Source organism: Mycobacterium sp. 4D054 (assembly GCF_052245755.1).
Classification (GTDB): domain Bacteria; phylum Actinomycetota; class Actinomycetes; order Mycobacteriales; family Mycobacteriaceae; genus Mycobacterium.
Genome location: NZ_JBQQCF010000005.1, coordinates 167,559 through 185,944, shown reverse-complemented (window position 1 = coordinate 185,944; position 18,386 = coordinate 167,559). Strand labels below are relative to the sequence as shown.

The following is an 18,386-nucleotide window of genomic DNA, read 5'->3' as shown; positions in this document are numbered from 1 at the left end:
GAGTTCGTGATCGTTGCTCGTAGGGACTTAGCGGTAGTGAAGCTCAGTGCTCTCAGTGGTCTTCGTGTTCCAGCTCCATCGACTGGCTGAAGTACAGGATCGTCAACAGCGAGAAGATGAATGCCTGGATCAGGCCGACGAACAAGTCGAAGGTCTTCCAGACGGCGTTCGGCAACCACTGGATGTACCAGGGGAACATCGCGATGAGGGCCACGAGGATGCCGCCCGCGAAGATGTTGCCGAAAAGTCGGAGGGCCAGCGAGATCGGCTTGGCGAGCTCCTCGACGATGTTGATCGGCGCAAGGAACGCGACGTGGCCCTTGACGACCTTGACCGGGTGTCCGATCACGCCGCGGCGCCAGATACCTGCGGCGTGGTAGCAGATGAACACGAACAGCGCCAGCGCGAGCACGAAGTTGATGTCCGAGGCCGGCGCCTTGTACAGCTCGGCCGCCGCGCCGTCGGCGCCGCCGTACTGCAGTGGCAGCACGGCGAGCCAGTTCGAGACGAGGATGAACACGAAGATCGTGACCGCCAGCGGCAACACGAACGGCGCCACCTTCATCCCGATCGCGCTCTCGATCTGCTGACGCATCTGGACGGTCAGGGCCTCCCAGAACAATTGCACGCCGCTCGGCACACCCGTGGCGGTGACCTTTGACTTGAGGTAGAACGCCAGCGCGATGACAATCAGCGCCGAAACGGCGGTGGCCAGGATCGTGTCGCCGTTGAAGGTCATACCGAAGAGTTCGAACACCAGGACGTGGTGCCCGACGTGAATGGCGGCGCCACCTTCCTCCGCGGCGAGGATGGATTCGGTCATGCTTCCCGTCTTTTCCCGTTCAACTGGACCAGCTTGTTCATGTAGGTCAGATCAATCCTTCGAATCCGTGTCGAGCACGTTCAGCCCGTCGCTGCGGATCTTTTTCAGGACGGGGATGCTCGTGCTCATCACGAGCAGCGCCTGGAAGATCGCGAGGCCGAAGAGCACGGCGATGCCGCCGTGTTCCCGGAACAGGAACGCGACGGTCAGCGCGACGGCGGTGATGACGAGTAGACGTGTCGCCGAGTTCACCGCCATCTTCTTCTTCAAGGGGTGTTCCTCGGCGGTGATGGACTCCACGGCCCGGCGCACGAGCAGGGCGTTGACCAGCCCCAGGCCGAGGCCGAGGCCGAAGAACGCGCCGAAGAGGATATTGCCGGTGAACCCTGAGGCCAGAAGTGCAACCGCGGTCAGCGCGACGCACACGATGAGCAGACGCACGGGTCGGAAAGCAACGGACGGAAACACCAACGGCGCATCTTGCGCTGGCGTCGTCACTGCTTCACCTCAATCCGGCGGTCATCAAGCATCGATGGGAACTTCCCGAGCGTCCTGTGCGTGGCGCCCGTAGCGTAACGGAGGGCGTCGGGCGCGCTGGAATCACCCAAGGGGTTGCTCCCTGTTTCGGTCCAAATGTGGTCATTGCGCCAGCCCGGCCGATGCTCTGATCGATGCCATCGAACCGCCCGGAGGCCGGCAACCCGCGAGGTCTTTTTTCGGGTTCTTATTGAACCCTAACACATGGTGAGGGCCACAAAAGAGGGCCTACTACTTTTTGTCGTACACCTCGTCCGGCGCACCGTTTCGGCGGCCCAGCAACGGGATCAGCGTCACGACGATCGCGACCACGACCGCACCCGCCATCACCGCTCCGGTGTGCCGCGGATCGAAGAAGATCGTGCTGGCGGCGCCCAGCGCGGCGATACCGACCCACAGGTAGATGAGCAGCACCACCCGGCGGTGCGAGTGACCGATCTCCAGCAGCCGATGGTGCAGGTGCATCTTGTCGGGACTGAACGGGCTCAACCCCTTGCGGGTGCGCCGGATGATGGCCAGCAGCATGTCCAGGGCGGGCACGAACACCACGGCCACCACCAGTAGGAACGGAGAGAGCAGCGCGAAGACGTCCCGCGCGCCGTAGGCGGTCTGCGAGATCGGGCCCGCGGCCGTGGTGGACGCGGCCGCCAGCATCAAGCCGATCAGCATGGATCCGGAGTCACCCATGAAGATCCGCGCCTTGTGGAAGTTGTGCGGCAGGAATCCCAGGCAGGCGCCGGCGAGCACGACGGAGATCACCGCGGGCGGGTAGAACAGCACATCGCCGCCGTGGTCGCGAAGCAGGCCGACCGAGAACATGCAGATCGCGGATGCGGTGATCAGGCCGAGACCGGCCGCCAACCCGTCGAGGCCGTCGACGAAGTTCATCGCGTTGACGAGGGCAACGGTGAACGCGAGCGTCAGCAGGATGGACGCCACCTGGTCGAGCACGATGGTGCCGACCCCGCCGATCGGGATGTAGAGCACGCTCCAGGCCACACCCATGGTCACCATCACGCTGGCGGCGGTGATCTGGCCGGCGAACTTCGTCAGCGCGTCGAGGCCCCAGCGGTCGTCGATGAGTCCGACCACCATGATCAGCCCGCCCGCGACCACGACCGCAGGCATCCCCGACGAGTACACGAAGCCACGGGTGAGCGCCGGTAGCTGCGACGCCAGCAGCACGGCCGCGACGACGCCGACGTACATCGCCAAGCCGCCCATCCTCGGGACGGGCTGCAGGTGCACGTCGCGTTCCCGGGGGTAGGCCACCGCACCCCAGCGGGTAGCGAGCACCCGTACCAGGCCGGTGGCCAGATAGGTGATGATCGCGGCGGTCAGACCGACCAGCGCGAGTTCGCGCAGCGGCACCCCCGCGCCGCGGTCGGAGAGCGCCATGAGGCTCTCCCCTGCCAGCGCGACCGTCTCGGACGCCGAACCCAGTTGCACAGAACTCCAGATCAATCCGGCGGGGTGGTCAGGGTCGCTGCATCGACGCCGAGCACACCGGCGATCGCGTCCACTGACACCGGGCCTTCCCGCAGCACCCGCGGGTGCGGTCCGGTGAGATCGACGATCGTCGACGCCGCCTGCTGTTCGGCAGGGCCTCCGTCGAGGTAGACCTCGACGCGATCGCCGAGTTGCTCGCGGGCCTGCACGGCGGTGACCGCGGGGGGATGGCCCGAGATGTTGGCGCTGGACACGGCCATCGGTCCGACGGCGCGCAGCAGTTCGATCGCGACGGGATGAAGCGGCATCCGCAGCATCACGGTGCCGTTCGCGTCACCGAGGTCCCACTGCAGCGACGGGGCCTGGTGCACCACCAGGCTCAACGCACCCGGCCAGAACGCCCGGATCAGCTCCTTGGCGCTGTTGGGAACCGAATAGACCAGGCCCTGGATGGTGTGCCACGAGCCGACGAGCACGGGCACGGGCATGTTGCGTCCACGGCCTTTGGCCGCCAGCAGCGCCGCGACCGCGTCGCTGTCGAACGCGTCGGCACCTATGCCGTACACGGTGTCGGTGGGCATCACGACCAGTCGACCGCCCTTGAGCGCACTGATCGCCGACGCGATACCGGCCTCTCGCTGCGCGGGATCGGTGCAGTCGAAGATCACGTCGCTCATACGCGATCCGCCTCCGCTTCTCGCTGGTTCACGTTGATCAGCCTCTCACCCGGCCCGTTCCGCGGTCACGAAACGCGGCCGGCCGGTGAGGTCGTGTCGCGCCGTGACGTCGGTGAATGCCCCGGTTGCGGACAACGCCGCGACGGTCAGTCCGGAAGTGGTGTCGTCGTGTTCGATGCCGCATCGCCCGCCCGGCCGCAACAGTCGTGCCGCCACGTCGACGATGCGGTCGATCACCGACATCCCGTCCGCGCCGCCGAACAACGCATGGTGTGGATCATGTTGCGCCACTTCAGGTTCGAGCTCGGCACCGACGGGAATATAGGGCGGGTTGGCGACCAGCAGGTCGACCGCGCCGTCGAGCTCGCTCAGCGTGTCCTCGGCGGTGACGTCGGCCCGGATCACCGAAACGGCCGTGCCGGAGGCATTACGGTGCGCGTACTGCAGCGCGGAATCGGAGTCGTCGACGGCGATCACCTCGGCCTTTGGGAAGTTCACCGACAGCGCCAGTGCCAGCGCACCGGAGCCGGTGCACAGATCGATGATCCGCGACCGCGCCGGAAGCCGCTGCGCCAGCACCCATTCCAGAAGAGCCTCGGTTTCGGGGCGCGGTATGAACACGCCGGGCCCGACCTGCACGGTGACGGATCCGAACGCGGCAACGCCGGTGAGGTGTTGCAGCGGTACGCGATCAGCGCGCCTGGCCACCAGGTCACGGAACCGCGCGGCGAACGCGTCGTCGGGCTCTGTGAATCTGAGGCGACCCCGGTCGATGCCTGCCACGTGGGCGGCCAGCAGCTCGGCGTCGACCCGCGGCGACCCGACCCCGGCTGCGGCCAGCACGTCGGCGGCGTCGTCGATCAACTGACGCATCGTCACCGGCCGGTCGGCTACGTTCACGTGTTCTGCAACCGGGCTTGCTTGTCGGCGGCGGCGAGGGCATCGAACAACGGGTCGAGGTCGCCGTCGAGAACCTGGTCGAGGTTGTGCGCTTTGTAGTTGATCCGGTGGTCGGCGATCCGGTTCTCGGGGAAGTTGTAGGTGCGGATGCGCTCGCTGCGGTCCACCGTGCGGATCTGGCTGGCGCGGTCGGCCGAAGCGTCGGCCTGCGCCTGCTCCTCGGCCAGCGCCTGCAGACGGGCCGCGAGCACCTGCATCGCGCGCGCCTTGTTCTGCAGCTGCGACCGCTCGTTCTGGCACGTCACCACGATGCCGGTGGGAAGGTGCGTGATGCGCACCGCCGAGTCCGTGGTGTTGACGCCCTGTCCGCCCTTGCCCGAGCTGCGGTACACGTCGATGCGCAGATCCGACTCGTCGATCTGGACCTGTTCGACTTCCTCGGGCTCGGGATAGACCAGGACACCGGCGGCCGAGGTATGGACCCTGCCCTGCGACTCGGTGACGGGCACCCGTTGCACCCGGTGCACGCCGCCTTCGAACTTGAGCCGCGACCACACACCGTCGGCGGAATCACCCTTGCTCGCGATCGACAACGTGGCGTCCTTGTAGCCGCCCAGATCGGAGGTGGTCTCCCCCAGCATCGTGACCGTCCAACCGTGCCGCTCGGCGTATCTGATGTACATCCGGGCCAGGTCCGCGGCGAACAGCGCAGACTCCTCGCCGCCCTCGCCGGATTTGACCTCCAGCACGATGTCGTCGGCGTCGTGCGGGTCGCGCGGCGCCAGCAGGTCCGTCAGCTGGTTGTCGAGCTCGGCCACCTTGGTGGTGAGTTCGTCGACCTCGGCGGCGAAAGACGCGTCGTCGGCGGCGAGTTCGCGGGCCGCCTCCAGGTCACCGCGGGCCGCGTCGAGCTTGCGGTAGGTGGCCACGATCGGCGACACCTGCGCGAACCTTCGTCCCACCTTGCGGGCGGCGCCCGGGTCGGCGTGCAACTCGGGCTCGGCCAGGCGGGCCTCCAGTTCGGCGTGCTCGGCGAGGATCGCCTCGATCGCCGGCGCGGTCTCGGTCATCTCGCCTCCTCAGCGGTCGGTCTGGACTCTCCTTGATGCGCGAAACGGCGCCCGGCCTGCGCATATGCAGCAGAGCGGGCGCCGTTGCGGCAGCTACTTGGTGCGCTTGCCGTAGCGCTTCTCGAAGCGGGCGACGCGACCGCCGCTGTCGAGGATCTTCTGCTTACCGGTGTAGAACGGGTGGCACTGCGAGCAGACCTCGACGGTGATCTGGCCGCTCTGCTTGGTGCTGCGGGTGTTGAAGGTCGCCCCACAACCACACAGCACGGTGGTCTCGACGTAGTCAGGATGAATGCCCGATTTCATGGTTTCCTCTTCGATCGTGGCCCCGGGTCGCCCTCCCCGTTCTGGGAGGCTGCGGCGTGAACCGGAACCGAGGTGTCGGCGGTCCACCCGGCCGGAAGCCGGCAGACTGGCACTGATTATGCCAGGTCAACCGCCAGCAGCCTAAACGCGCGGTCGGCGTCCACTATTCCTGGTCGGCGACCCTGCGGTAGCCGGAGCCGTCGCGTCGCCACAGTGTCCGGCCCGCGGGCCGCACCCCCATCGCGATGAGCTCGCGTTTGAGGATCTTGTTGGTGGCCGTGCTCGGCAGCTCGTCGGCGATCCACACGTGCCGGGGCCACGCCTTCGGTGACAGGTCGGGCTGGGCGGCCAGGAACCGGGCGAACTCGTCGGGGGTGAGCCTCGCCTCGTCCTGCAGCACGATCGCGGCCATCACCTGGTCGCCGACGAACTCGTCGGGCACCGGGTACACCGCCACCATGCTGATGGCCGGTTGCCGGATCAGGATGCGCTCGATCGGGGCCGCGGTCATGTTCTCGCCGTCCACCCGCATCCAGTCCGCGGTGCGGCCGGCGAGGTAGATCCAGCCGTCGGCGTCCCGGTAGGCAAGATCGCCGGACCAGAACATGCCGTGCCGCATCCGGTCGTCGGTGGCGTCCTGGTCGTTGTAGTAGCCGGCGAACATCCCGGCGCCCTGGGTGTTGACCAGCTCCCCGATCGCGTCGTCGGCGTTGCGCAGCGCGCCGTGCTCGTCGAACTCGGCGACTGCGCACTCGGTGAGGGTTGCGGAGTTGTAGATGGCGACGCCGGGAAAGCCCTTGCCGATGGAGCCGGGCGGACAGCCTTCCTCGCGGGTCACGGTGACCGCGTTCTCGGTGGATCCGAAGCCGTCCCACACGTCGCACCCGAAACGGCGGGAGAACTCGGCGATGTCGCGGTCGGTGGCCTCGTTACCGAACGCCACCCGGAGCGGGTTGTCGATGTCGTCAGGCCGCTCGGGAGCGGCCAGGATGTAGGCCAGCGGTTTGCCGACGTAGTTCATGTAAGTGGCGCCGTAGCGGCGGATGTCGTCGACGAAGCGCGACGCGCTGAAGTGCGCGGGAGCCATCGCGGCGCCGGAGTTGACCGCGACGGCCCAGCCGGCCAGCACCGCATTGCTGTGGAACAGCGGCATCGACAGGTAGCAGACGTCGTCGGAGGTGAGCTGGTAGCGGCCCACCAGCGCCGCGCCGGCCAGCACCACCATCGCCTGCATCATCTTCACGGCCTTGGGGTCCCCGCTGGTGCCCGAGGTGAAGATCAGCATGAATGTGTCGGTCGCGGCGACCTCTCGGTGTGGCGTCAGAGGTCCGGCCGCGACGGTAAGCTCCTTCCATGCCGGGGTGCCGACCTCGAGCACCCGCACCCCGGTGAGGTCGAGGCCGTCGAGCAGGTTCCGGTGATCGCCGTCGGTGATCAAGAACTGGCAGTCGGCCCGGTGGATGTCGCGGGCGAGCGCTTCGCCGCGGCGCGTGTTGTTGATCCCGCACAGCACGTAGCCGCCCAGCCCGGCCGCGGCCATCGCGGTGAGCATGTCCGGAGTGTTGCCGAGCAGCACCCCGACATGCAGGGGCCGATCGGGGTCTGCCGCGCCGATCAGGGCCGCCGCTTGGGCAGCGGCCTCGTCGAGGTGCTCCCGCCAGGTCCAGGTGCGTCCCTCGTAGGTGACCGCGACGGCGTCGCTGTCCGCGCGTTCCCGCAGCAGCTGCTGCACTGTCTCGGCCAAACCCGGTCCACCTCCAAATGAACAGATCAAGAAAACTGTCTACTGTTCCGGCCGGACGAAGCGTACCTCAGCCGTCCCGCCCCGTTCATTTGCGAAGATATGTTGATGAACGCCGCCGCCGTAGCGAATCCAGTGCCGAATTCGGGGGCTAAGCCCGAGATCAGGCCGGTCCGGGACCGGTTGATCGATGCGGCCGAACAGTGCCTGATTGCCAAGGGGATTCGCGCGACCACCGTTTCCGAGGTCGCCGAGGTGGCCGGCGTCAGCCGCGGATGGCTCTACCGCCACTTCCCCGACAAGAACGAACTTCTCGGCGCCGCGATCGTCCGCCTCAACGACGCGTTCTGGACCGAGTCCCGCACCCGCCTCGACACGCTGACCGGACTCGACGAGCAGATCGCGGCGGGGGTGGAACTGGCGCGCAGGGAATCCGAGGCGCCCGGAGCGCTGGTGCTCAAGCTGCGCCAGGAGGAGCCGGAGGCTTTCACCGCATGCGTCGGACTGGGCGTGCGGGGACTCATCCCCGAGATCGCGGCGTTCTGGGAGCCCTACGTGCAGGCCGCTGTCGAGCGCGGTGAGATCCACCCGGGCACCGATCGCGCCGAGGCCGCCGAGTGGATTGCCCGGATCATGATGAGCCTGGCCACGGTCCCGGGCGAGAAGTGCGACGTCGACAATCGCGAATCGGTGCTGCGGCATGCCCGCCGCTACCTGGTTGCGGCCCTGCGCAGCGATCCAGCCGGGAGCTGAGCTAGCCGAGTTGCTGGGCGGTCTGACGTCCGGTCATCAGCAGGAGTAGGGCACTGATCGGCGCCGCAACCTCGCGGCCGTCGCCGGCGACGAAGTCGGCATCGGTGGCGACCAGGCGGGTTCCGGCCAGCCGGCGGCGGGCGTGGAACGGAAAGCCCGTCGCCCAGACACGTTCGGCGGCCGCGGACATCTGCATTCCGCGGCATCGACGGGCATGGGCCGGTCGACGCCGAGCGGAATGCAGATGTCCTGGGTGTGGACCAGCACGTCGATCAACGGTTCGAGCGCGGTGGTTCCAGGCGGGTGGCGCCGGCTGCCGACGACGGCACGCAGATTCGCCGCGATCTCGGCGGGCGCCCTGGCGTCGGTGACCGCCATCCGGTTCACCACGGCGTTGAAGCGGAAGCCACTGCGCGCGGCCTCCACGAGCATGCGCGGGGTGCTGATCGTCGAATGCGTGAGATGGGCGGCGACGTTGCGGACGGTCCAGCCGGCGCACAGCGACGGCGAGTCCCAGAGCGCCGGGTCGCCGGCGTCGATCTCGTCGAGGAGGTCGGCGAGCTCGGACCGCTCCGTGTCGATGTGATGCCAGACGGCGTTGCTGTCCACGGTCACCCCCGAGGTGGTTTTTAGTCAGTTTCACTGACGAATTTAGTCAGTATCTCGCACTAAAGTCAACGCATGGATTCCCAGCCCGGCACCGCGGTGCTGATGTACATCGCCCACCGCGAGGTTCAGAGTCGGGTGATGGCCGCGCTGGCCCGGTCGGGGGTGGACGACGTGACGGTTGCGCAGTCACGGCTGCTGCAGCGGCTGGACCCGGCCGGGATGCGGCTGACCGACCTGGCTGAACAGGCCCGGGTGACCAAGCAGACCGCGGGTGCGCTGATCGACCAACTCGAGCGTGCAGGGTACGTCACGCGCCTGCCGGATCCCTCGGACGCCCGGGCGCGTGTGGTGACACTGACCGACAAGGGGGCCGAGCTGTGCCGGCGGGCCGGAGCGGAGGTGGCACGCATCGAGCAAGAATGGCGGAAGCACCTGGGCGACAAGGCTTTCGATGCGATGCGCACAGCGCTTCTATCGCTGCGCGAGATCACCGACCCCTACCTGTGAGGCCCGGTGTGGCCGGCCGTGCTCGGCACGGGCGACCACACCGCACCACTTAGTCGTTGTCGGCGCCGCCGGGGGTGTTCTTCGACACCTGGACCAGGAACTCGTAGTTGTTCTTGGTCTTACGCAGCTGGCTCATCAGCAGATCGATGGCCTGATGCGGATCGAGCCCGGACAGCACGCGGCGGAGCTTGTGCACGATGGCGAACTCATCGGGCGAGAGCAGCAGCTCGTCCTTGCGGGTGCCCGACGGGTTGACGTCCACCGCCGGGAACACCCGGCGCTCGGCGATCTTGCGGTCAAGCTTGAGCTCGGCGTTACCGGTGCCCTTGAACTCTTCGAAAATCACCGTGTCACCGGTCGAGCCGGTCTCGACCATGGCCGTGGCGATGATCGTCAGCGAGCCGCCCTCTTCGATGTTGCGCGCCGCGCCGAGGAACCGCTTCGGCGGATACAGGGCGGTGGAGTCCACACCACCGGACAGGATGCGGCCCGACGCCGGCGACGCGTTGTTGTACGCGCGGCCCAGCCGGGTGATCGAGTCCAGCAGCACCACGACGTCCTTGCCCTGTTCGACCAGGCGCTTGGCCCGCTCGATCGCCAGCTCGGCGGCCTGCGTGTGATCTGAGGGCGGCCGGTCGAAGGTGGACGCGATGACCTCGCCCTTGACCGAACGCTGCATGTCGGTCACCTCCTCGGGACGCTCGTCGACGAGCACGACCATGAGGTGGCATTCGGGGTTGTTGCGGGTGATCGCGTTGGCGATGTCCTGCATGATCGTGGTCTTACCGGCCTTCGGCGGAGACACGATCAGGGCGCGCTGGCCCTTGCCGATCGGCATGATCAGGTCGATCACGCGGGTGGTCAGCTTGTCGGAGCTGGTCTCCAGGCGCAGCCGCTGGTTCGGGTACAGCGGGGTGAGCTTGGTGAACTCGGGCCGCTTCTTGGCCTCCTCCACGGGCTTGCCGTTGACGGTGTCGAGGCGAACCAGCGGGTTGAATTTCTGCCGCGGATTCTTGTCGCCGCCGTCGTTGTCACGGGGGACGCGAACGGCACCGGTCACGGCGTCGCCGCGGCGCAGGCCGTTCTTGCGGACCATGTTCATCGAGACGTACACATCGTTCGGCCCGGCCAGATATCCCGAGGTGCGGACGAACGCGTAGTTATCGAGCACGTCGAGGATGCCGGCGACGGGCTGCACGACGTCGTCTTCGCGCAGTTCGGTCTCGCGGTCACCGCCGCCACCCCCGTCGCCACCGCGCTCGCGCCGCCGGCGGTCGCGGAACCGGCGACCACGCCGCCCCTGACGGCCGTCGCCGTCGTCGTCGCTGGTGTCGGTCGAGCGGCCACGATTCTGACCGCCCTGCTGGTCGCCGCCGTCGGCGCGGGTGTCCGCCTCCGAATCGGACTTCGCGGTCTGACCGCCGCCCTGGCCCCTGCCCTGACCGGCGTTCTGGTTGTCCCTGCCGTCGCGGCCTTCGCGGCCACCCTGCTGGTCCTGTTGGGCTTTCTTACGGCCCTCGGCCTGACCGGACTCCGGCTGACCGGCGTCGGTCCGGTCCTGCTTGTTCTGCTCGGCTGCGTCGTCATCGGCCTGTTCGCCGGTCTGCCCGCCGGCCCGGGGGCCGCCCTGCTCACGCGAGGACCCGCGACGCTCGCGGCGGCGGGTCTGGGGCTGCCCGTCGGCGTTCTCCTGGGAGGCGCCTTCGTCCGCCGGCTGTTCGGCGGGCTGAATCGGCACGGCAGTGTCGGCGGCGGGCGGCTGCTCGGCGGTGCCGTTCTTGGCCTGCGGCTTGTCCTTGGCTTCGCCGCGGCGTTCACGAATGGCCGCGATCAGTTCGCTCTTGCGCATGCCGGAGGCGCCTTCGACGCCGATCTCCTTGGCGAGAGCGCGCAGTTCGGGCAGCACCATGCTGGTCAGAGCGCCGCGCCGGGCCGGTGCGGCCGCCTGCGCATCACCCGCGGCGGGCGCCGCAGCGGGCGCTCCTGCATCGGCGGGTGACGAAATGTCTGCGCTCACGGTGCCAGGCAGCTCGCCGCTGTCGGAGCCGCCAGCCGTGATGAGGTCCGTATCAGTCACGGATTTCCTTTCTTCCCTCGCTGATCAGGTCACGCGAGGGTTCAGTGCGCTCAGCTGATCCGCTGAACGCCGAGGTCACACCATTGCCACCGCAACGGTGATCGCCAGGTCTCGCCGCGATACAGCGAGCCGTCAGTCCACAAAATTGAACACCTGAAAGAAGAGTCGTCCTAGTGTCGGCGCAGGTGAAGACGCTGCGATTTCTGGACGAAACCGACAATAACCCGCATCCGGCATGGACGCAAGAAACATCATGATTCGCATGTTGCTTCTGTTACTCCCGATAAGCGCGTCGATCTAGCTGCGCGCCGCCACGCCGGAGGTCCATGTCACTCCCGCTCCGACGGACATCTTCTTCACCGTGAACCCGTTGTCCGCACCGTACTGGAGAGCCTGTGCGGGCAATTCGGGATCGGTGCTGAGTGCCAACACTGTGGGGCCTGCCCCGGACAGCACTGCTGCCACCCCACAACGCCGCAGGACGGCGAGGTATTCCGCCGACGCCGGCATCGCGGGGGCACGCTGCGGCTGGTGGAGCACATCCTCGGTGGCCGCCATCAACAGATCGGGCCGTTCGGTGAGCGCGACGACCAGCAGCGCGACGCGGCTGAGGTTGAACCGGGCGTCTGTGTGGGAGACCTGCTCAGGCAGCAGCACCCGCGTCTCCGCCGTGGACGAGCGCACCTGCGGAATGGCCGCGAACACCGTGATGTCGGGGTGCAGCCGGATCGGCGCAGCGGCGTACCGCGGCTCTCCGTCCCCGGCTTCGGTCCAGGACACCACCGCGCCACCGAGCACCGCGGCGGCGGCGTTGTCCGGGTGCCCTTCGAACTCCGAGGACACCTGCACCAACCGCTCCGGCGACATCGGATCGGAATCGGATTGCACGGCAAGGCCGTTGGCAGCCGCCAGTCCGCCGACGACTGCCGCGGCCGAGGAGCCCAGTCCGCGAGAGTGCGGAATGTCGTTGCGGCACCGCACGATCAAACCGGGTGCGGCCATTCCGGTCTCACGCAGGCCACGCTCAATGGCACGCACCACCAGATGCGATGCGTCCAGCGGAACCTGGCCCGCGCCTTCCCCCTCGACCTCGACGACAAGACCTGATTCTGTTGTCTCGATGACGATTTCGTCGTAGAGGCTGAGCGCCAGCCCCATGCTGTCGAAGCCGGGTCCGAGATTGGCGCTGGAGGCGGCCACCACGGCGGTGGCCGCCAGACCGGGCGGCAGGGTGCGGGTCACGGTCAACGGGTCCTAAACCAGACCGAGCTTGGCGACGACCGCGACCGGGTCGACGGGCACGGGGATGACCGCGGGCATGCCTTTGAGCGCGGTGTCGGGGTCTTTGAGTCCGTTGCCGGTGACGGTGCAAACGACAGTGGAACCCTTGGCGACCCAGCCGTCTTCGATGGACTTCAGCAGGCCGGCGATGCTGGCCGCCGACGCCGGTTCGACGAACACCCCTTCGGCACGGGCGACCAGATGGTAGGCGGCGAGGATCTCCTCGTCGGTGGCGGCCAGGAAGCGCCCGTCGGACTGCTGCTGCGCCTCCACTGCCGAAGTCCACGACGCGGGCGAACCGATCCGGATCGCGGTCGCGATGGTCTCGGGATCGCTCACCGGCTCACCGAGCACCAGCGGCGCGGCCCCGGCCGCCTGGGTGCCCAGCATGCGGGGCAGCCTCGTGGCAAGACCGTCGCGGTGATACTCGGTGTAGCCCTTCCAGTAGGCGGTGATGTTGCCGGCGTTGCCGACCGGAAGCGCATGCACGTCCGGGGCGTCACCGAGCGCGTCGACGATCTCGAACGCCGCGGTCTTCTGGCCCTCGATGCGGAACGGGTTGACCGAGTTGACAAGTGAGACCGTCGGGAAGTCCGCAGTGAGCTTGCGGGCCAGCTCAAGGCAGTCGTCGAAGTTGCCGTCGATCTGGATGATCTTGGCGCCGTGCATGACCGCCTGGGCCAGCTTGCCCATCGCGATCTTGCCCTGCGGCACCAGCACCGCGCATGTGATCCCGGCGCGGGCTGCGTAGGCGGCGGCCGAGGCGGAGGTGTTGCCGGTCGACGCGCACAGCACCGCCTGCTGCCCGCGCGAGACCGCCTCGGTGACGGCCATCGTCATGCCACGGTCTTTGAACGAGCCGGTCGGGTTGAGCCCCTCGACCTTCAAATGCACGGTGCAGCCGGTGTATTCGGACAGCCGAGGCGCCGGCAACAGCGGGGTGCCGCCCTCGCGCAGCGTGATGGTGGTCCAGCTGTCCTCGATGGGCAGCCGGTCCCGGTATGCCTCGATCAGACCGGGCCAGGGCTGATGCACGGCTCGGGTGGTACTCACTCTGTGGTCCCTTCCATCCGCAGGACGCTGTTGATGCTCTGGACAACCTCGAGATCGGCGAGGGCCTCGACGGTCTCGGACAGGGCCGCATCGGCGGCCTGGTGGGTGACCACGACGATGCGGGCGCCGCAGCGCTGACCGCCCTGGTCGACCATGCCTTCCTGACGCACCTCGGCGATGCTGACCTCGCGCTTGCTGAACTCGGCCGCGACGGCGGACAGCACGCCCGGACGGTCGGCGACGTTCATGTTGACGTAGTAGCGCGTCGGGATCAGCCCGATGGGCGCGACCGGCAGCTTGGCGTATTTGGATTCGCGCGGGCCGCGACCGCCCTGCACCCGGTTGCGCGCGGCCATCACCAGATCGCCGAGCACCGCCGACGCGGTCGGCGCGCCACCGGCGCCCTGACCGTAGAACATCAGCCGCCCGGCGGCCTCGGCTTCGACGACGACCGCGTTGAACGCGCCGTTGACGGAAGCCAGCGGATGCTCCAGCGGCACCAGCGCCGGGTACACCCGCGCCGAAACCCGTTGTTGCCCATCATCGGTGGTGAGCCGCTCGCAAATGGCGAGCAGCTTGATCGTGCAGCCCAGCGCGCGTGCGGAGGCGAAATCGGCCGAGGTGACCTTGGTGATGCCCTCGCGGTGGACGTCGTCGGCGCTGACCCGGGTGTGGAACGCGATCGACGCCAGGATCGCGGCCTTGGCCGCCGCGTCGTAGCCCTCCACGTCGGCGGTCGGATCGGCCTCGGCGTACCCGAGCGCGGACGCGTCGGCGAGTGCGGAGGCGTAGTCGGCGCCGGTGCTGTCCATCTCGGACAGGATGTAGTTGGTGGTGCCGTTGACGATGCCGGCCACCCGCAGCACGGTGTCGCCGGCCAGCGACTGGGTCAGCGGGCGGATCACCGGGATGGCACCGGCCACGGCCGCCTCGAAGTACAGGTCGACGTGTGCGTGCTCGGCGGCCTGGGCCAGCTCACCGGCGGCCACCGCCATCAGCGCCTTGTTGGCGGTGACCACGGACTTGCCCTGTTCGAGCGCGGCGAGGATGGCCTTGCGCGCGGGCTCGACCGGGCCCATCAGCTCGACGACGATGTCGACGTCGTCGCGCGAGACGAGTTCGTCGATGTTGTCGGTCAGCATCTCCACCGGCACGCCGCGGTCGGCGTCGACGCGCCGCACCCCGATCCCCCGGACCGCCAGCGGCGCCCCGATGCGCGCGGTCAGGTCGGCGGCGCTCTCGCTGATGATGCGCACCACTTCGCTGCCCACGTTGCCGAGCCCCAGTACGGCTACGCCGATCTCGTCACTCACCGCTTCACCTCACTCACTTCCAGACTCAAGAGGTCCTCGACCGTCTCCCGGCGCAGGATCAGGCGTGCCCGCCCGTCGCGCACGGCCACCACGGCCGGCCGGCCGATCAGGTTGTAGCGGCTCGACATCGAATAGCAGTATGCGCCGGTGGCCGCGACGCCGAGCAGGTCCCCCGGCGCCACGTCGTCGGACAACCACGCGTCACGCACCACGATGTCGCCGCTCTCACAGTGTTTGCCGACCACCCGAGACAGGGTCGGCGCCGAGGCGCTGTTGCGCGACACCAGCCTGACGTCGTACTCGGCGCCGTAGAGCGAGGTTCTGATGTTGTCGCTCATCCCACCGTCGACGCTGACATAGCGCCGATTCTTGTCCGCGGACACCGCCACGTCCTTGACGGTGCCGACCTCGTAAAGGGTGATGGTTCCCGGGCCCGCGATGGCACGACCGGGCTCCACCACCAGCCGCGGGGCGGGCAGCCCGACGGCGGCGGACTCGTTGCGCACGATCGTGAGCAGCTTGTCGGCGAGCTCACCCATTGGCGGCGGATTGTCCTGCGGCAGATAGGAGATGCCAAGTCCCCCGCCGAGGTCGACGATCGACATCTGCGAGGTCTTCTCCACACCGAACTCGGCCACCACGTCGCGCAGCAGCCCGATCACCCGGTGCGCGGCCACCTCGAAGCCGGCGACGTCGAAGATCTGGGAACCGATGTGGCTGTGCAGGCCGACCAGGCGCAGATTGTCGGTCTCGAACACGCGGCGCACCGCGGCCATCGCCGCGCCGCTGGCCAGCGACAGCCCGAACTTCTGGTCCTCGTGCGCGGTGGAGATGAACTCGTGGGTGTGGGCCTCGACACCGACGGTGACCCGGACGAGCACGTCCTGGACCACACCGGCTTCGCCGGCGATCCGGTCGAGCCGGTCGATCTCGATCATGGAGTCGACCACCACGTGACCGACACCGTGTTCGACGGCGGCCGTCAGCTCGGCGACCGATTTGTTGTTGCCGTGCAGGGCGATCCGGCCGGGCGGGAAACCGGCGTGCAGCGCGACCGCCAGTTCACCGCCGCTGGCGACGTCGAGTGAAAGGCCTTCCTCGTCGATCCAGCGCGCCACCTCGGTGCACAGGAACGATTTCGCGGCGTAGTGCACGTACTCGCCGCCGCCGAATGCGGCAGAGATCTCCCGGCACCTGGACCGGAAATCGTCCTCGTCGATGATGAATACCGGGGTGCCGAACTCCGCGGCGATCTCGGTGACCGGCACTCCGGCGATCGATACGACACCGTCGTCGCCGCGAACGGCGTGCTGCGGCCACACATTCGGCGCCAGCCGGAGAACGTCGGCAGGCTGCTCGGGGCGGTCCGGTGTCGCCACGGGATGCACCTCGTCGGCGTGGCGCGGACCGGCCGGATGGGCGATCACATCCGCTCCGGGGCGCTGACGCCCAGGATGGCCAGTCCGTTGGCGATGACCTGGCGGGTCGCCGCGCACAGCGCCAGCCGCGCCGCGTGCAGCTCGCCGGGGGCCTCGTCGCCCTGGGGCAGCACCCGGCACGAGTCGTAGAACCGGTGGTAATCCCCGGCCAGATCCTCCAGGTAACGCGAAACACGGTGCGGTTCACGCAGATTCGCCGCGGTCCTGAGTACCCGGGGGAACTCGCCGATGTTGCGGATCAGCGTGCCCTCCTTGTCGTGGGTGAGCAGGTCCAGGTGTGCGGTGTCGGCGACGACGCCCAGTTCGGCGGCGTTGCGGGCCAATGCCGAGAGGCGGGCGTGCGCGTACTGCACGTAGTAGACCGGGTTCTCGTTGGACGCCGAGGACCACAGCTCCAGGTCGATGTCGATCGGGGTGTCCACCGAGCTGCGGATCAGCGCGTAGCGCGCCGCGTCGACCCCGATGGCGTCGACCAGGTCGTCGAGCGTGATCACGGTGCCCGCGCGCTTACTCATCCGGACCGGCTGCCCGTCGCGGAGCAGGTTGACCATCTGGCCGATGAGCACCTCGACAGTGTCGGGGTCGTCACCCAGAGCCGCCGCGGCCGCCTTGAGCCGGGCGATGTAGCCGTGATGGTCGGCGCCGAGCATGTAGATGCACAGGTCGAAGCCGCGCTTGCGCTTGTCCAGGAAATACGCGAGATCACCGGCGATGTAGGCGGGCTGGCCGTCACTCTTGATGACGACGCGGTCCTTGTCGTCACCGAAGTCGGTGGTGCGCAGCCAGACCGCACCGTCCTTCTCGTAGATGCTGCCGGTCTCGCGCAACTTGGCGATGGCCTGCTCGACACGGCCGGACGTGTGCATCGAGTCTTCGTGGGTGTAGACGTCGAAGTCGGTGCCGAACTCGTGCAGCGATTCCTTGATGTGGTCGAACATCAGGTTCACCCCGATCGACCGGAACGTCTCCCGCATCTCGGCCTCGGGCAGTGTCAGCGCCCCGGGTTCGTTGGCCAGGACCTGCGCGGCGATGTCGGCGATGTAGGTACCGGCGTATCCGTCCTCGGGGGTCGGCTCACCCTTGGCAGCCGCGATCAGCGAGTTGGTGAAGCGGTCGATCTGCGCGCCGTGGTCGTTGAAGTAGTACTCGCGCACCACCTCGGCGCCCTGCGTGCTCAGCAGCCGGCCGAGCGCGTCACCGACGGCGGCCCAGCGGGTGCCACCGATGTGGATCGGGCCGGTCGGGTTGGCCGAGACGAACTCCAGGTTCACCTTCTGGCCGCCGAGGACCGCGGAGTGCCCGTAGCCGGCGGCCGCGGCGATCACGTCGCCGACGATCACGTTCTGCGCGGACGCCTCGATGCGCAGGTTCACAAAGCCCGGACCGGCGACCTCGGCCGCGGCGATGCCGTCCTTGTCGGCCAGCGCGGCGGCCAGCCAGCCGGCCAGCTCGCGGGGGTTGACGCCGACCTTCTTGCCGAGTTGCAGCGCGAGGTTGGTCGCGTAATCACCGTGCTCGGGGTTACGCGGACGCTCGACGGTGACGGTGGCGGGCAGCGCGGCGGCGTCGAGGCCGTGCTCGGCCAGCACCGCGGCAGCGGTGGCCTTGAGCAGCTCGGCCAGATCGGCAGGGGTCACGGGGAACCATCCTATGGTCTGGGCTGTTCACGAACCGAATCCGTTTCCACTGCCGGCATGCGCTACGCTATCGGAGCCCAACGGCGCAGCTGTTCAGCTCGCGCCCCCGTAGCTCAGGGGATAGAGCGTCTGCCTCCGGAGCAGAAGGCCGCAGGTTCGAATCCTGCCGGGGGCACTCCATTCGCCCAGGTGACACCGGGATTCTCCCGAACGT

The 18,386-nt window shown here is 68.1% G+C and carries 16 protein-coding genes, 1 tRNA gene and 1 pseudogene; 3 read left to right on the top strand and 15 right to left on the bottom strand.

The window, feature by feature from the left end; genetic code table 11:
* Window positions 1-52: 52 nt before the first annotated feature.
* From atpB to fadD1, 8 genes are all read right to left on the bottom strand, one after another.
* Entirely contained in the window at window positions 53-823 is a 771-nt protein-coding gene (gene atpB / locus ACTWP6_RS06620) for a F0F1 ATP synthase subunit A (protein ID WP_260754624.1), read from the bottom strand.
* Between the two features lie 51 nt (window positions 824-874).
* The gene (locus ACTWP6_RS06615) at window positions 875-1,321 is read right to left on the bottom strand and encodes an ATP synthase subunit I (RefSeq protein ID WP_260754625.1); all 447 of its coding nucleotides are present in this window, start codon (window positions 1,319-1,321) and stop codon (window positions 875-877) included.
* 270 nt (window positions 1,322-1,591) lie between these two features.
* Window positions 1,592-2,758 (bottom strand): glycosyltransferase family 4 protein, encoded by a 1,167-nt coding sequence (locus ACTWP6_RS06610; protein WP_260754626.1) that lies wholly within the window; start codon window positions 2,756-2,758, stop codon window positions 1,592-1,594.
* A 62-nt stretch (window positions 2,759-2,820) separates the two neighbouring features.
* A complete protein-coding gene (locus ACTWP6_RS06605) occupies window positions 2,821-3,486 on the bottom strand; it encodes an L-threonylcarbamoyladenylate synthase (RefSeq protein ID WP_260754627.1) in 666 nt (221 codons plus the stop codon).
* A 45-nt stretch (window positions 3,487-3,531) separates the two neighbouring features.
* Window positions 3,532-4,359 (bottom strand): peptide chain release factor N(5)-glutamine methyltransferase, encoded by an 828-nt coding sequence (gene prmC, locus ACTWP6_RS06600; RefSeq protein WP_443187183.1) that lies wholly within the window; start codon window positions 4,357-4,359, stop codon window positions 3,532-3,534.
* Between the two features lie 23 nt (window positions 4,360-4,382).
* Window positions 4,383-5,456 (bottom strand): peptide chain release factor 1, encoded by a 1,074-nt coding sequence (gene prfA, locus ACTWP6_RS06595; protein ID WP_260754628.1) that lies wholly within the window; start codon window positions 5,454-5,456, stop codon window positions 4,383-4,385.
* Window positions 5,457-5,549: 93 nt separating this feature from the next.
* Entirely contained in the window at window positions 5,550-5,762 is a 213-nt protein-coding gene (rpmE, locus tag ACTWP6_RS06590; protein ID WP_260754629.1) for a 50S ribosomal protein L31, read from the bottom strand.
* A 163-nt stretch (window positions 5,763-5,925) separates the two neighbouring features.
* Window positions 5,926-7,506 (bottom strand): fatty-acid--CoA ligase FadD1, encoded by a 1,581-nt coding sequence (gene fadD1, locus ACTWP6_RS06585; RefSeq protein ID WP_443187176.1) that lies wholly within the window; start codon window positions 7,504-7,506, stop codon window positions 5,926-5,928.
* 105 nt (window positions 7,507-7,611) lie between these two features.
* Here fadD1 and ACTWP6_RS06580 point away from each other — a divergent pair, with 105 nt between their 5' ends.
* Complete coding sequence (locus ACTWP6_RS06580) at window positions 7,612-8,256, top strand: TetR/AcrR family transcriptional regulator (RefSeq protein WP_260754631.1); 645 nt, start codon at window positions 7,612-7,614, stop codon at window positions 8,254-8,256.
* Between the two features lies 1 nt (window position 8,257).
* Here ACTWP6_RS06580 and ACTWP6_RS06575 read toward each other — a convergent pair.
* Window positions 8,258-8,865 (bottom strand): annotated as a pseudogene (locus tag ACTWP6_RS06575) (maleylpyruvate isomerase family mycothiol-dependent enzyme).
* Window positions 8,866-8,937: 72 nt separating this feature from the next.
* Here ACTWP6_RS06575 and ACTWP6_RS06570 point away from each other — a divergent pair.
* Window positions 8,938-9,372 (top strand): MarR family winged helix-turn-helix transcriptional regulator, encoded by a 435-nt coding sequence (locus ACTWP6_RS06570; protein ID WP_260754632.1) that lies wholly within the window; start codon window positions 8,938-8,940, stop codon window positions 9,370-9,372.
* Window positions 9,373-9,421: 49 nt separating this feature from the next.
* Here the strand turns inward: ACTWP6_RS06570 and rho are convergent, their stop codons facing one another.
* From rho to argS, 6 genes are all read right to left on the bottom strand, one after another.
* Window positions 9,422-11,281 (bottom strand): transcription termination factor Rho, encoded by a 1,860-nt coding sequence (gene rho / locus ACTWP6_RS06565; RefSeq protein ID WP_443187182.1) that lies wholly within the window; start codon window positions 11,279-11,281, stop codon window positions 9,422-9,424.
* A 465-nt stretch (window positions 11,282-11,746) separates the two neighbouring features.
* Window positions 11,747-12,691, bottom strand: a complete 945-nt coding sequence (thrB, locus tag ACTWP6_RS06560; protein ID WP_260754634.1) for a homoserine kinase — start codon at window positions 12,689-12,691, stop codon at window positions 11,747-11,749.
* Window positions 12,692-12,703: 12 nt separating this feature from the next.
* Window positions 12,704-13,783 carry a threonine synthase gene (thrC, locus tag ACTWP6_RS06555; protein WP_260754635.1) on the bottom strand — a complete coding sequence of 360 codons (1,080 nt, stop codon included), beginning with the start codon at window positions 13,781-13,783 and terminating at the stop codon, window positions 12,704-12,706.
* Window positions 13,780-15,096, bottom strand: coding sequence for a homoserine dehydrogenase (locus tag ACTWP6_RS06550; RefSeq protein WP_260754636.1), 1,317 nt, complete (start codon window positions 15,094-15,096; stop codon window positions 13,780-13,782). Before ACTWP6_RS06550 ends, thrC begins: the two co-directional genes overlap by 4 nt.
* On the bottom strand, window positions 15,093-16,475 hold the full coding sequence (gene lysA, locus ACTWP6_RS06545) for a diaminopimelate decarboxylase (RefSeq protein ID WP_260758219.1): 1,383 nt from the start codon (window positions 16,473-16,475) through the stop codon (window positions 15,093-15,095). Before lysA ends, ACTWP6_RS06550 begins: the two co-directional genes overlap by 4 nt.
* A 44-nt stretch (window positions 16,476-16,519) precedes the next feature.
* Window positions 16,520-18,172: an arginine--tRNA ligase gene (gene argS / locus ACTWP6_RS06540; RefSeq protein WP_260754637.1), complete on the bottom strand. Its 1,653-nt coding sequence runs from the start codon at window positions 18,170-18,172 to the stop codon at window positions 16,520-16,522.
* 102 nt (window positions 18,173-18,274) lie between these two features.
* On the opposite strand from argS, the gene ACTWP6_RS06535 reads away from it, so the two are divergent.
* Window positions 18,275-18,347 (top strand) — tRNA-Arg (locus ACTWP6_RS06535).
* The last annotated feature ends 39 nt before the right edge of the window (window positions 18,348-18,386 follow it).

Coding starts and splice junctions, on each gene's coding strand:
- atpB (WP_260754624.1), bottom strand. CDS start 823: ATGACCGAATCCATCCTCGCCGCGGAGGAAGGTGGCGCCGCCATTCAC.
- ACTWP6_RS06610 (WP_260754626.1), bottom strand. CDS start 2,758: ATGGCGCTCTCCGACCGCGGCGCGGGGGTGCCGCTGCGCGAACTCGCG.
- ACTWP6_RS06605 (WP_260754627.1), bottom strand. CDS start 3,486: ATGAGCGACGTGATCTTCGACTGCACCGATCCCGCGCAGCGAGAGGCC.
- prmC (WP_443187183.1), bottom strand. CDS start 4,359: ATGCGTCAGTTGATCGACGACGCCGCCGACGTGCTGGCCGCAGCCGGG.
- prfA (WP_260754628.1), bottom strand. CDS start 5,456: ATGACCGAGACCGCGCCGGCGATCGAGGCGATCCTCGCCGAGCACGCC.
- rpmE (WP_260754629.1), bottom strand. CDS start 5,762: ATGAAATCGGGCATTCATCCTGACTACGTCGAGACCACCGTGCTGTGT.
- ACTWP6_RS06580 (WP_260754631.1), top strand. CDS start 7,612: ATGAACGCCGCCGCCGTAGCGAATCCAGTGCCGAATTCGGGGGCTAAG.
- ACTWP6_RS06570 (WP_260754632.1), top strand. CDS start 8,938: ATGGATTCCCAGCCCGGCACCGCGGTGCTGATGTACATCGCCCACCGC.
- rho (WP_443187182.1), bottom strand. CDS start 11,281: ATGGTGCTGCCCGAACTGCGCGCTCTCGCCAAGGAGATCGGCGTCGAA.